The organism is Streptomyces sp. NPDC003393 (assembly GCF_053589015.1).
Window position 1 is genome coordinate 52,137 of sequence record NZ_JBSFRB010000039.1, and the last position, 11,980, is coordinate 64,116.

At 72.3% G+C, this 11,980-nt stretch carries 9 protein-coding genes and 1 pseudogene; 6 read left to right on the forward strand and 4 right to left on the reverse strand.

Annotated elements, in window-relative coordinates:
• The first annotated feature begins 27 nt into the window (after positions 1-27).
• Together ACWDUZ_RS29890 and ACWDUZ_RS29895 are read left to right on the forward strand one after the other, a co-directional pair.
• The gene (locus ACWDUZ_RS29890; RefSeq protein WP_451634916.1) at positions 28-321 is read left to right on the forward strand and encodes a plasmid stabilization protein; all 294 of its coding nucleotides are present in this window, start codon (positions 28-30) and stop codon (positions 319-321) included.
• Positions 322-396: 75 nt separating this feature from the next.
• Positions 397-1,128 (forward strand): endonuclease V, encoded by a 732-nt coding sequence (locus tag ACWDUZ_RS29895; RefSeq protein ID WP_451634917.1) that lies wholly within the window; start codon positions 397-399, stop codon positions 1,126-1,128.
• Here ACWDUZ_RS29895 and ACWDUZ_RS29900 read toward each other — a convergent pair.
• Positions 1,125-2,303: a saccharopine dehydrogenase family protein gene (locus tag ACWDUZ_RS29900; protein WP_451634918.1), complete on the reverse strand. Its 1,179-nt coding sequence runs from the start codon at positions 2,301-2,303 to the stop codon at positions 1,125-1,127. The two genes, ACWDUZ_RS29895 and ACWDUZ_RS29900, sit on opposite strands and share 4 nt — an antisense overlap.
• A 247-nt stretch (positions 2,304-2,550) precedes the next feature.
• Here ACWDUZ_RS29900 and ACWDUZ_RS29905 point away from each other — a divergent pair, with 247 nt between their 5' ends.
• From ACWDUZ_RS29905 to ACWDUZ_RS29915, 3 genes are read left to right on the forward strand one after another with little or no spacing between them, the layout of a single operon-like run.
• The gene (locus ACWDUZ_RS29905; protein ID WP_451634919.1) at positions 2,551-3,708 is read left to right on the forward strand and encodes a CaiB/BaiF CoA transferase family protein; all 1,158 of its coding nucleotides are present in this window, start codon (positions 2,551-2,553) and stop codon (positions 3,706-3,708) included.
• Positions 3,709-3,719: 11 nt separating this feature from the next.
• Positions 3,720-4,934 (forward strand): acetyl-CoA C-acetyltransferase, encoded by a 1,215-nt coding sequence (locus ACWDUZ_RS29910; protein WP_451634920.1) that lies wholly within the window; start codon positions 3,720-3,722, stop codon positions 4,932-4,934.
• Positions 4,935-4,978: 44 nt separating this feature from the next.
• Positions 4,979-7,159 carry a 3-hydroxyacyl-CoA dehydrogenase NAD-binding domain-containing protein gene (locus ACWDUZ_RS29915; protein ID WP_451634921.1) on the forward strand — a complete coding sequence of 727 codons (2,181 nt, stop codon included), beginning with the start codon at positions 4,979-4,981 and terminating at the stop codon, positions 7,157-7,159.
• A gap of 5 nt (positions 7,160-7,164) precedes the next feature.
• Here ACWDUZ_RS29915 and ACWDUZ_RS29920 read toward each other — a convergent pair whose 3' ends face one another.
• Positions 7,165-7,878 (reverse strand): MerR family transcriptional regulator, encoded by a 714-nt coding sequence (locus ACWDUZ_RS29920; RefSeq protein ID WP_451634922.1) that lies wholly within the window; start codon positions 7,876-7,878, stop codon positions 7,165-7,167.
• Positions 7,879-8,097: 219 nt separating this feature from the next.
• Between ACWDUZ_RS29920 and ACWDUZ_RS29925 the strand changes: the two genes are divergently transcribed.
• A complete protein-coding gene (locus ACWDUZ_RS29925) occupies positions 8,098-9,564 on the forward strand; it encodes an amino acid permease (protein ID WP_451634923.1) in 1,467 nt (488 codons plus the stop codon).
• A gap of 112 nt (positions 9,565-9,676) precedes the next feature.
• On the opposite strand, the pseudogene ACWDUZ_RS29930 reads toward ACWDUZ_RS29925, so the two are convergent.
• Both ACWDUZ_RS29930 and ACWDUZ_RS29935 read right to left on the reverse strand, forming a co-directional pair.
• Positions 9,677-10,802, reverse strand: a pseudogene (locus tag ACWDUZ_RS29930) (M1 family aminopeptidase).
• Positions 10,803-11,014: 212 nt separating this feature from the next.
• Entirely contained in the window at positions 11,015-11,980 is a 966-nt protein-coding gene (locus tag ACWDUZ_RS29935) for an FAD-dependent oxidoreductase (RefSeq protein WP_451634924.1), read from the reverse strand.

An 11,980-nucleotide genomic window follows, 5' to 3' on the forward strand; every position in this document is an offset into this window, starting at 1 on the left:
TTCCTTGACAGAGAGGAAGTGAACGGCATGCCACGCGGTTCCAGTTCGAAACGGGAGCGCCAGTACGAGCACATCAAGGAGAGCGCCCAGGACCGGGGGGAGAGCGCAGACCGCGCCCAGGAGATCGCCGCGCGCACGGTGAACAAGGAGCGCGCCCGCTCGGGCGAGTCCAGGACCGCGAGCCGGTCCGCACAGCGGTCCGGCCGGGGCTCCGAAGGGCCCACCTACGACCAGCTCTACGAGGAGGCCAAGCGGCGCAACATCCACGGCCGCTCGGACATGAACAAGCAGCAGTTGCGGCAGGCCCTCGGCAAGAGCTGACCCGCGCCCGGGGCGGGCCCGCCTCCCGCCCCGGCGTCCCTGGCGGACGCGGTGCGCCGTACCCTCGTCAGCACCATGACGACGACCGTAGGCATTCCGGCCGGCTGGCCCGGGACCGAGGAGCAGGCCCGCGCCGTGCAGGACGAGTTGCGCGCCCGCGTGGTGCTGGACGAGCGGGGGCCGGAGCCCGGCGCGGGGCACGTCACGGGAGTCGACGTGGCCTACGACGACGAACGGGACGTCGTCGCGGCGGCGGCCGTCGTGCTGGAGGCGGCCACCCTGCGGGTCGTCGCCGAGGCCACCGCCGTCGGCCGGATCTCCTTCCCCTACGTGCCGGGGCTGCTCGCCTTCCGCGAGATCCCCACCGTGCTCGCCGCGCTGGACGCCCTGGACCGCCCGCCCGGCCTCGTCGTCTGCGACGGCTACGGCCTCGCCCACCCGTGTCGCTTCGGCCTCGCCAGCCACCTGGGCGTCCTCACCGGACTGCCCACGATCGGCGTCGCCAAGAACCCCTTCGCCTTCACCTACGACGACCCCGGCGCCCCGCGTGGCAGCGCCTCCCCACTGCTGGCGGGCTCCGACGAGGTGGGCCGCGCCCTGCGCACCCGGGACGGTGTGAAGCCGGTCTTCGTCTCCGTGGGCCACCGGGTGACCCTGGACAACGCCTGCGCCCACACCCTCGCCCTCACCCCGGCCTACCGCCTGCCCGAGACGACCCGCAGGGCCGACGCACTGTGCCGCCGGGCCCTGCGGGAGGCCACGGCCCAGGCACGGCGCCGGGGCCGGGGCACGGACACGCCGCGCTAACGGCTCGCCGCCGTGCGGAAGGTGATGCCTGCCGCACGCAGCCGGTCGATGAGCGTGTTTCCCATGGCCGCGGCCGTCGTCACCTGGCCGGCCGTGTGCGGCAGGTCGTCGAAGGCGAGGGACAGCGCCGACTCCGCGAACATCTTCGCCGTCTCGTCGTAGCCGGGGTCGCCGCCCGCGACCTCGGTGAAGACCCGCCTGCCGCCGCCCTCGCCGACGAAGCGCACGGAGAACCAGCTCCGGGCCCGCTTCTGCGGGCTCGGCCCCTCGCCCGGCCTGAGCCGGCCGGACAGCCAGCGGCGGGCGGGCGGCAGCTGGGCCGCCGTCGCGAGCGTGCCGACCGCCGCGACCCCGCCCGCCGCGGCCGACAGGTGCCGTACGGCCGCGTAGTGGCGGTAGCGGAAGTCCGGGCCGTACCGGTCCAGCGCCCGCGCGGAGCGCACCACGATCTGCGGGTCGATGGTCGGCAGCGGCAGCGCCCACGCGCCGATCTCCCCGGCGAACCGTGGCGCGCCCACCGGCGCGGACGCCCGCCGCCCCATCAGCCGCGGCTCGTGCCGTGCGCGGTCCCGGGCCGCCGCCCGCATCCGCAGCGGACGGGCGAACTGGTTGAGCGCCGAGGCGAACGTCCCGCCCGAGAAGGCCGCGTCCGCCCGGACGTAGCCGTCGACCGTCAGCGGCACGCCCTCCGGCAGCTGCTGCACGGTGAAGTACACGCCCAGGTCGTGCGGCACCGAGTCGAACCCGCACGCGTGCACCAGACGCGATCCGGTCTCCCGCGCGCGCGTGTCGTGCCGGACGTACACCAGGTCGACGAACTCGGGCTCCCCGGTCAGGTCCAGGTAGTCCGTGCCGCTGTCCGCGCAGGCGGCGACCAGTTCCTCCCCGTACGTCACGTAGGGGCCCACGGTGGTGGCCACCACGCGCGCCTGCCGGGCCAGTTCCCACAGGGAGTCCGGTTCGGCCACGTCCGCCCGCAGCACCCCGACGGACGCGCCGCCCGGCAGCCGTTCGCGCAGTTCCCGGAGCCTTTCCTCGCTGCGGCCGGCGATCGCCCAGCGAAGCCCTGCGGGGGCGTGGGCGGCGAGGTACTCCGCGGTGAGCGTCCCCACGAAGCCCGTGGCTCCGAAGAGCACGATGTCGTACGGACGCTCCGTCCTTTTCAGCCTGCTCATGACACCCCTCGCCGTCGCTCCCGCAGCCCACATGCCCGCGCCGCTGCCGGTGGCCGAGGCTAGCGTGAGGGACGACGGCGCCCGACGGCGAGGGGTGCCGAGCGGTACGGCCACCGCCGTATCGGGTACATCTCGCCATGACTCGGCTAAGCGCTTGCTCGGTCAGGGCTTGTGCGCGGTGGAACAGGTTCTTAGCATCATCGGTGTGACATCAGTTGTGTCACGGTGGTCGCGGCAAGGGGGCTCGATGACAACGGCACAGGCGTCAGGTCGGCACGGGCCGCTCACCGGCGTGCGCGTGGTCGAGCTGGCCGGCATCGGCCCCGGACCGTTCGCCGCCATGCTCCTGGCCGACCTGGGAGCCGACGTGGTGCGGGTGGACCGCCCCGGCGGCGCCGGACTCGGCATCGACCCCGCCCACGACCTCACCAACCGCAACAAGCGCTCCGTGATCGTCGACCTCAAGTCACCGGACGGTCCCGCCCGCGTCCTCGACCTCGCCGCCCGCGCGGACGTCCTCATCGAGGGCTACCGCCCCGGCGTCGCCGAGCGCCTCGGCGTCGGCCCCGAGGACTGCCACGCCCGCAACCCCCGGCTCGTCTACGGCCGGATGACCGGCTGGGGCCAGGACGGACCGCTCGCCCCGCGCGCGGGACACGACATCGCCTACATCGCCGTCACCGGCACCCTCGGCATGATCGGCGAGGCGGACGGGCCCCCCGCCGTGCCGGCCAATCTCCTCGGCGACTACGCGGGCGGCTCCCTGTACCTCGTCGTCGGCGTCCTCGCCGCCCTGCACCACGCCCGCGCGACCGGCACCGGCCAGGTGGTGGACGCCGCCATCGTGGACGGCGCCGCCCACCTGTCCGCGATGATCCACGGCATGCTCGCCGCCGGCGGCTGGCAGGACCGCCGCGGCTCCAACCTCCTGGACGGCGGCTGCCCGTACTACGGCACGTACGAGACCTCCGACGGCGGATTCATGGCCGTCGGAGCGCTGGAACAGCGCTTCTACGACGAGTTCCTCCGCCGCCTCGACCTGCCGGACCTCGCCGGGGCGCACGCCGACATCACCCGCTGGGACGAACTGCGCAAGGCGGTCGCCGACCGCTTCAGGTCCCGCACCCGCCAGGAGTGGACCACTGTCTTCGACGGCTCCGACGCATGCGTGGCCCCCGTGCTGTCGCTGCGCGAGGCCCCGCGCCACCCGCACCTCGCCGCCCGAGCCACGTTCACCGACCACGGCGGCCTCACCCAGCCGGCCCCCGCTCCCCGCTTCTCCGCCACCCCCACCGCCGTCCGCACCGGCCCCGCCCGGCCGGGCGCCGACACGGCGGACGTGGCCCGCGACTGGGACCTGCCGACGCTCGCCCCCCGACCTCACCGCACCGAGAACCCTCGCTGAAAGGCTTTCCCGTGACCACCGAAGCGTACGTGTACGACGCGATCCGCACCCCGCGCGGGCGCGGCAAGGCAGGCGGCGCCCTGCACGGCACGAAGCCCATCGACCTGGTCGTCGGCCTCATCCACGAGATCCGCGACCGCTTCCCCGGCCTGGACCCGGCCGCCGTCGACGACATCGTGCTCGGCGTCGTCGGTCCCGTGGGCGACCAGGGCTCCGACATCGCGCGCATCGCCGCCGTCGCCGCCGGACTGCCCGACACCGTGGCCGGAGTGCAGGAGAACCGCTTCTGCGCCTCGGGCCTGGAGGCCGTCAACCTGGCCGCCGCCAAGGTGCGTTCCGGCTGGGAGGACCTGATCCTGGCCGGCGGCGTCGAATCGATGTCCCGGGTGCCGATGGCCTCCGACGGCGGCGCCTGGTTCAACGACCCGATGACCAACCTCGCCGTGAACTTCGTGCCCCAGGGCATCGGCGCCGACCTGATCGCCACCATCGAGGGCTTCACCCGGCGCGACGTCGACGAGTACGCCGCCCTGTCCCAGGAGCGCGCGGCCACCGCCTGGAAGGAGGGCCGCTTCGACCGCTCCGTCGTCCCCGTCCGGGACCGCAACGGCCTGGTCGTCCTCGACCACGACGAGCACCTGCGCCCCGGCACCACCGCCGACTCCCTCGCCAAGCTGAAGCCGTCCTTCGCGGACATCGGCGACCTGGGCGGCTTCGACGCCGTCGCCCTGCAGAAGTACCACTGGGTCGAGAAGATCGACCACGTCCACCACGCCGGAAACTCCTCCGGCATCGTGGACGGCGCCTCCCTCACCGCCATCGGCTCCAAGGAGGTCGGCGAGCGCTACGGTCTCACGCCGCGCGCCCGCATCGTCTCCGCCGCCGTCTCCGGCTCCGAGCCCACCATCATGCTCACCGGGCCCGCCCCCGCCACCCGCAAGGCGCTCGCCAAGGCCGGCCTGACCATCGACGACATCGACCTCGTCGAGATCAACGAGGCGTTCGCGGCGGTCGTGCTGCGCTTCGTGAAGGACATGGGCCTCTCCCTGGACAAGGTGAACGTCAACGGCGGCGCCATCGCCATGGGCCACCCGCTCGGCGCCACCGGCGCGATGATCCTCGGCACCCTCGTCGACGAACTCGAGCGCCAGGACAAGCGCTACGGCCTCGCCACCCTCTGCGTGGGCGGCGGCATGGGCGTCGCCACGATCGTCGAGCGCGTCTGACCCCCTCCCAACGGATCACCACGGACCATCACGGAGCACCTTCCATGAGCACTGAGCCCACCACCATCCGCTGGGAACAGGACGACACCGGCGTCGTCACCCTCGTCCTCGACGACCCCCACCAGTCCGCGAACACCATGAACCAGGCGTTCCGCGACTCCCTCGCCGCGATCACCGACCGGCTGGAGGCCGAGAAGGACTCGATCCGCGGCGTCATCCTCACCTCCGCCAAGAAGACCTTCTTCGCCGGCGGGGACCTGCGCGACCTGATCCGGGTCACGCCCGAGACCGCCCAGGACCTGTTCGACGGCGGCCTCGCCATCAAGCGGAACCTGCGCCGCATCGAGACCCTCGGCAAGCCGGTCGTCGCGGCCATCAACGGCGCCGCCCTCGGCGGCGGCTACGAACTCGCCCTCGCCTGCCACCACCGGATCGCCCTCGACACCCCCGGCACGAAGATCGGCTGCCCCGAGGTGACGCTGGGCCTGCTCCCCGGCGGCGGCGGAGTGGTCCGTACCGTCCGGCTGCTGGGCATCACCGACGCCCTGCTGAAGGTGCTCCTCCAGGGCACCCAGTACAACGCGCGGCGCGCCCAGGAGAACGGCCTCGTCCACGAGGTGGCCCAGACTCCGGAGGAACTGCTCGCCAAGGCCCGCGCCTTCATCGACGCCCACCCCGACTCGCAGCAGCCCTGGGACCGCCCCGGCTACAAGATCCCCGGCGGCACCCCGGCGAACCCCAAGTTCGCCGCCAACCTGCCCGCCTTCCCGGCGAACCTGCGCAAGCAGACGAACGGCGCCCCCTACCCGGCGCCGCGCAACATCATGGCCGCCGCCGTCGAAGGCGCCCAGGTCGACTTCGAGACCGCGCAGGTCATCGAGGCCCGCTACTTCGTGGAGCTGGCCGCCGGCCAGACCTCGAAGAACATGATCCAGGCGTTCTTCTTCGACCTCCAGGCCGTCAACTCCGGTGCCAACCGCCCCCAGGGCGTCGAGCCCCGCCAGGTGCGCAAGGTGGCCGTCCTCGGCGCCGGGATGATGGGCGCCGGCATCGCCTACGCGTGCGCCCACGGCGGCATGGAGGTGATCCTGAAGGACGTCTCCCTGGAGGCCGCCGTCCGGGGCAAGGGCTACTCCGAGCAGCTGTGCGCCAAGGCCGTCGCCAAGGGCCGTACGACGCGGGAGAAGGCGGACGCGCTGCTCGCCCGCATCACCCCCACCGCCGAGACCGCCGACCTCGCCGGCTGCGACGCGGTGATCGAGGCCGTCTTCGAGGACCCGGCCCTCAAGCACAAGGTGTTCCAGGAGATCGAGCCGGTCGTCGCGCCGGACGCCCTGCTGTGCTCCAACACCTCCACCCTGCCCATCACCGCGCTCGCCGAGGGCGTCCAGCGCCAGGCCGACTTCATCGGGCTGCACTTCTTCTCGCCCGTCGACAAGATGCCGCTGGTGGAGATCATCAGGGGCGAGCGGACCGGCGACGAGGCGCTGGCCCGCGCCTTCGACCTGGTCCGGCAGATCAAGAAGACCCCGATCGTGGTCAACGACTCGCGCGGCTTCTTCACCTCCCGGGTGATCGGTCACTTCATCAACGAGGGCGTGGCGATGGTCGGCGAGGGCATCGAGCCCGCGTCGGTGGAGCAGGCGGCGGCCCAGGCCGGCTACCCGGCCAAGGTGCTCTCCCTGATGGACGAGCTGACCCTCACCCTGCCCCGCAAGATCCGCAACGAATCGAAGCGGGCCGTCGAGGAGTCGGGCGGCACCTGGCCCGCGCACCCGGCGGAGGCGGTCATCGACCGCATGATCGACGAGTTCGGCCGCACCGGCCGCAGCGGCGGGGCGGGCTTCTACGACTACGACGAGGACGGCAAACGGGCCGGGCTGTGGCCGGGGCTGCGCGAGCACTTCACCAGGCCGGGGCATGAGATCCCGTTCCGGGACATGCAGGAACGCATGCTCTTCGCCGAGGCGCTCGACACGGTCAGGCTCCTGGAGGAGGGGGTGCTGACCTCCGTCGCCGACGCCAACATCGGCTCGATCTTCGGGATCGGCTTCCCCGGCTGGACCGGCGGCGTCCTGCAGTACATCAACGGCTACGAGGGCGGCCTGCCCGGGTTCGTGGCCCGCGCGCGGGAGCTCGCCGAGCGCTACGGCGAGCGGTTCACGCCGCCCGCCCTGCTGCTGGCGAAGGCGGAGAAGGGGGAGACCTTCACCGACGCGAGGTGAGACCGCTAATCGGTCTCGTCGGGGTCCCTGTCGAGCCACTGGCGCAGCTCCTCGCGCAGCGACCGCTGGAAGGTGGTCAGCAGCGCCTGCACCACCAACGGGTGCATATGGGCCGACAGGGACTTCACATCGCGGGTGTCACGCTCGGCGACCGCGTCGCGCAGCAGCCCCGACAGCTCGCGGGCGGCGGCGCGCGCGTGGTCGGTCAGCGCCGCGCGCGCGGCGAGGATCGTCTCCTGGGACAGCGGGACGTCGAGCAACTCCAGCCCGAGCCGGAACAGCCCCACGTCCACGCGGAAGGCGTCCTCCCCCTCCCGTACGACCACGTTCATCGCCGCGAGCCGCTCCACGTCCCCGTCGGACAGCGGCCGGCCCGCTCGGCGTCCGAGCTCGCGGCCGGACACCGTCTCCACGCTCTCCGGCGCCCAGGAGGCGACGACCGCGCGCTGCACCGCCAGGTCGTGCGGGCTGAGGTCGGGCGGGAGCTGCCGCAGATGACGCTCGATCGCGGCGAGGGTCATGCCCTGGTGCTGCATCTCCTCGATCAGCGCCAGACGCGCCAGGTGGTCCCCGCCGTAGCGGCCCACCCGGCGGGGACCGAGTACGGGCGGGGGCAGCAGGCCGCGGCTGCTGTAGAAGCGGACCGTGCGCACGGTGACGCCGGCCCGCGCGGCCAGCTCGTCGATCGTGAGGACCGGCTCGTCGATGTCCGTCGTCATGTGCAGCAGTATCGCTGTCGCACCATTGGTGTGAAAGACGATGACCGATCTGCGTGGGTTATGTGAGAAGTCCCGCTCTGTGGCGTACGCCATCGCATGAGGGCTGATCGGCCTGGGAAGGTGCCGTTCTGGTCTGTACCGCGTCACGGGTGGTGCGGGCCGCGACTTGTACGGACGACGGGCCCACCCCGCCCGGCGCACCAGAGAGTGGAACCACCCTTGAGCAAGGACGCCGTGCACACGGCTCGGGTCGCCGACCACCCCCAGGCGACCACGATCCCCGCCGACGCGGGCGACGCCGGATACAGCAAGGACCTCAAGCACCGCCACGTCAACATGATCGCCATCGGCGGAGCGATCGGCACCGGACTCTTCCTGGGCGCCGGCGGCCGCCTCCACAGCGCGGGCCCCGCGCTCGCGCTGGCCTACCTGGTGTGCGGCGTCTTCGCGTTCTTCGTCGTCCGGGCCCTGGGCGAGCTGGTCCTGTACCGGCCCTCCTCGGGGTCCTTCGTGTCGTACGCGCGCGAGTTCCTCGGCGAGAAGGGCGCCTACGTCGCCGGCTGGATGTACTTCCTGAACTGGTCGACCACCGGTATCGCCGACATCACCGCCATCGCGCTGTACACGCACTACTGGAGCCTGTTCACACCCGTCCCGCAGTGGGTGCTGGCGCTGATCGCGCTCGCCGTCGTCCTCGCCGTGAACCTGATCTCCGTGAAGATCTTCGGCGAGATGGAGTTCTGGTTCGCGATCGTCAAGGTGGCCACCCTCGTCGCCTTCATGCTGGTCGGCATCTTCCTGCTGGCCACACAGCACCCGGTGGACGGCTACGCGCCCGGCCTGAGCATGATCACCGACCACGGCGGGATCCTGCCGCACGGCGTGATGCCGGTCGTCATCGTGATGCAGGGCGTGATCTTCGCGTACGCCGCGCTGGAGCTGGTCGGCGTCGCCGCGGGCGAGACCGCCCAGCCGGAGAAGGTCGTCCCGCGCGCGGTGAACTCGATCATGTGGCGCGTGGGCCTGTTCTACGTCGGCTCGGTGGTGCTGCTCGCCCTGCTGCTGCCCGGCTCGGTGTACTCGGGCGACGAGAGCCCGTTCGTGACGGTGCTGTCGAAGATCGGTGTCTCCGGCGCCGGCGACGTGATGAACCTCGTCGTCCTCACCGCCGCCATGTCCTCACTGAACTCCGGCCTGTACTCCACCGGCCGCATCCTGCGCTCCATGGCCGTGGCGGGTTCCGCGCCGAAGTTCACCCGGGTGATGAGCCGCAGCCAGGTCCCCTACGGCGGCATCCTGCTGACCTGCGCGGTCTGCGTGCTCGGCGTCGGCCTGAACTACCTCATGCCCAGCCAGGCGTTCGAGATCGTGCTGAACGTCGCCTCCCTCGGCATCGTCAGCACCTGGGTGATCATCATGATCTGTCACCTGGTCTTCGTCCGCCGCGCCAAGGCGGGCCTGGCCACCCGGCCGAGCTTCCGCCTCCCGGCCAGTCCGGTCACCGAGATCACCACGATCGCCTTCCTCCTGGCCTGCCTGGGCCTGATGTGGAACGACCCCGAGGTGGGCCGTAAGACCCTCCTGCTCATCCCCGCGATCGCCCTCCTGCTGATCGCCGGCTGGTTCGGCGTCCGCCGCCGCGTCGGCCGGCAGACGGACCAGGAGCTGTCACAGCTGACGAACTAACGGCACACCGCCACTGGCAGTGGCGGCCACTACGGTGGCGTCATGTCGGAGATCACGTAGTGAACCGGACCGCTCCGGGCGACGCGGGACGGGGGAGCGGTCCGGCCCTCACTCACCTGTGATGCACGTCGTTGGTCGCCTCGATCTTCTTCGAGGACCTCGGCTGCGTTCCGGACGTCGCCCCGGTGAGGGAGGCCGCGCGGGCCGCCGGGGCGGCCGGCTTCACCGGCTGGAACAGCCAGATGTCGAAGAACGTGGCCAGGGGCCGGCCCGAGACCTGTTCCGCGTACTTCTGGAAGTCGGCCACGGAGGCGTTGCCGTAGGCGTGCCGCTGGGGCCAGCCCTTCAGGAGAGCGAAGAACGCCTCGTCGCCGATCTCGTTGCGCAGCGCCTGGATGGCGAGGGCGCCCCGGTCGTACACCGCGGCGTCGAACTGGTGGTCCGGACCCGGATCACCCGGCTTCACCGTCCAGAAGGCGTCGTCGGCCGGGTGCGAGGCGTAGACGTGGTCCGCCAGCTCCTGCGGCGTGCCCTCGCCCTCGTGCTCCGACCACAGCCACTGCGCGTAGCGGGCGAAGCCCTCGTTGATCCAGATGTCCTTCCAGCCCTTGACGGACACGCTGTCGCCGTACCACTGGTGGGCCAGCTCGTGCGCCACCACGGAGGTGTTCGAGCCGTTCGCGAACTGCTTCGGGCTGTAGTACACGCGGGTCTGCGTCTCGAGCGCGTACCCGGTCGTCGTGTTCGGCACGTAGCCGCCCGGCCTCGGGCTCGTCCGCCGCCACCGCGCCGTCCGGGGTGCGGTGCCAGGTCGTGAAGCCGTACGCGCTCTTCGTGGACGGCACCCCGCTGTAGCGGACCACCACCGTCATCGGCGTGCCCTTGGCCGGCGGGTGCTTCGGCGTGACCACCAGCTCGTGCTGCCCGGAGGTGGTGAAGGCGGCCTGCGCGCCGTTGACCCGCACCTCGCTCACGTCCAGCAGGAAGTCCAGGTCGAAGCTGGAGAGGTCCTGCGTGGCCCGCGCCGATACGGTCGTCGTGCCCGCCAGCTCGTCCGTCCTGGGCTGGTACGTGAGCCTCAGGTCGTAGTGCGACACGTCATAGCCGCCGTTGCCGTAGTACGGGTAGTAGGGGTCGCCGAAGCCCGGCGCGCCGGGGGAGTGGCTCGCGGCCGATGCCGGGATCGCCGACAGTAAGGCCGCCGCCAGTGCGCCCGGCACGATGATTCTGCGGTGCACGTCAGCTCCAAGTCATAGGTGGACGAAGGCTGTTCGGAGCCCATTGAGTCCCTGTGACCGCAGGCATGTCCATCGCCACCCCGGTCGCACGATCGCCATTCGGCCGTCATGAGTACCGCCGGATTCCGTCATGCTCGCCGCCGCTCCCCGCCGGCATCGCGACCGGTCCCCGCCGTGATCGCGGCCGAACCTCCGGCCGGGCGGTCGCGCGATCAGGCCGCCGGACCCGCCAGCGCGGCCGCCTCGCGCGCGCATCCCCACGCCACGGTGACCCCGGCCCCGCCGTGCCCGTAGTTGTGCACCAGGACCCGGCCGCCCGGCAGCTCCACGCGCTCCAGCCGCACCGCGTGCCGCGCCGGACGCAGCCCCACCCGGTGCTCCAGCACTCGCGCACCGGCGATCTCCGGCCGCAGTGCCGCGCACCGCGCCACGATCCGCTCGGCCACCGCCGGGTCGGGCGTCAGCGACCAGGCGTCCTCCTCGGCCGTACCGCCGAGCAGCAGTCCGCCCGGCTGCGGAATGAAGTACGTCGAGGACCGCGACGACTTGTCGACAGAGGTCAGCCACGTCGCGATCCCCGGGTTCTCCACGACCACGAGCTGCCCGCGCACCGGGCGTACTCCGGGATCCGGCACGAGCTCGCGGGCGCCCAGGCCCGTGCAGTTGATCACCACCGGGGCGTCGATCGCGGCCAGATCCGTCACCGTCCGCTCCTCGACCACCCCGCCCGCCGCCAGCAGCCGCTCCCGCAGCCACGGCAGATGAGTCGACATGTCGATGACCGGCAACCGTGCCCACAGGGCCGTCCCCGGGTGCTCCCCGCCATGGGCCGCCCGCAGCCCGGGAACCCGCGCGGCCCATGGCCCGAGCGCGTCCAGCCGGGTCTCGCCGTGCACACCCTCGACCATCCGCACACCCGTCCGGTCCGGGCGCGCGGCCACGTCCGCGTACACGGCCAGCGAGTCGAGCGCCCACTCCCCGACGAGCGCGTCCGGCTCGATCCGGTAGGGCCACCACAGTCCGCCCGCCACGGCCGAGGTCGTCCGCTCGGGCGGCTCCCTCGTCCACACCCGCACCCGCCGGCCGCCCTCGGCCAGCACGACGGCGGTGGTCAGCCCGATGACCCCGCCACCGACCACCACGACCCCGTCACCCGGTCCGCCCGATTCACCCACCAT

Bases quoted from the DNA above. Each gene is read 5' to 3' on its own strand.
- ACWDUZ_RS29905 (WP_451634919.1), top strand. From the start codon at position 2,551: ATGACAACGGCACAGGCGTCAGGTCGGCACGGGCCGCTCACCGGCGTG.
- ACWDUZ_RS29895 (WP_451634917.1), top strand. From the start codon at position 397: ATGACGACGACCGTAGGCATTCCGGCCGGCTGGCCCGGGACCGAGGAG.
- ACWDUZ_RS29935 (WP_451634924.1), bottom strand. From the start codon at position 11,980: ATGGTGGGTGAATCGGGCGGACCGGGTGACGGGGTCGTGGTGGTCGGT.
- ACWDUZ_RS29920 (WP_451634922.1), bottom strand. From the start codon at position 7,878: ATGACGACGGACATCGACGAGCCGGTCCTCACGATCGACGAGCTGGCC.
- ACWDUZ_RS29890 (WP_451634916.1), top strand. From the start codon at position 28: ATGCCACGCGGTTCCAGTTCGAAACGGGAGCGCCAGTACGAGCACATC.
- ACWDUZ_RS29915 (WP_451634921.1), top strand. From the start codon at position 4,979: ATGAGCACTGAGCCCACCACCATCCGCTGGGAACAGGACGACACCGGC.
- ACWDUZ_RS29900 (WP_451634918.1), bottom strand. From the start codon at position 2,303: ATGAGCAGGCTGAAAAGGACGGAGCGTCCGTACGACATCGTGCTCTTC.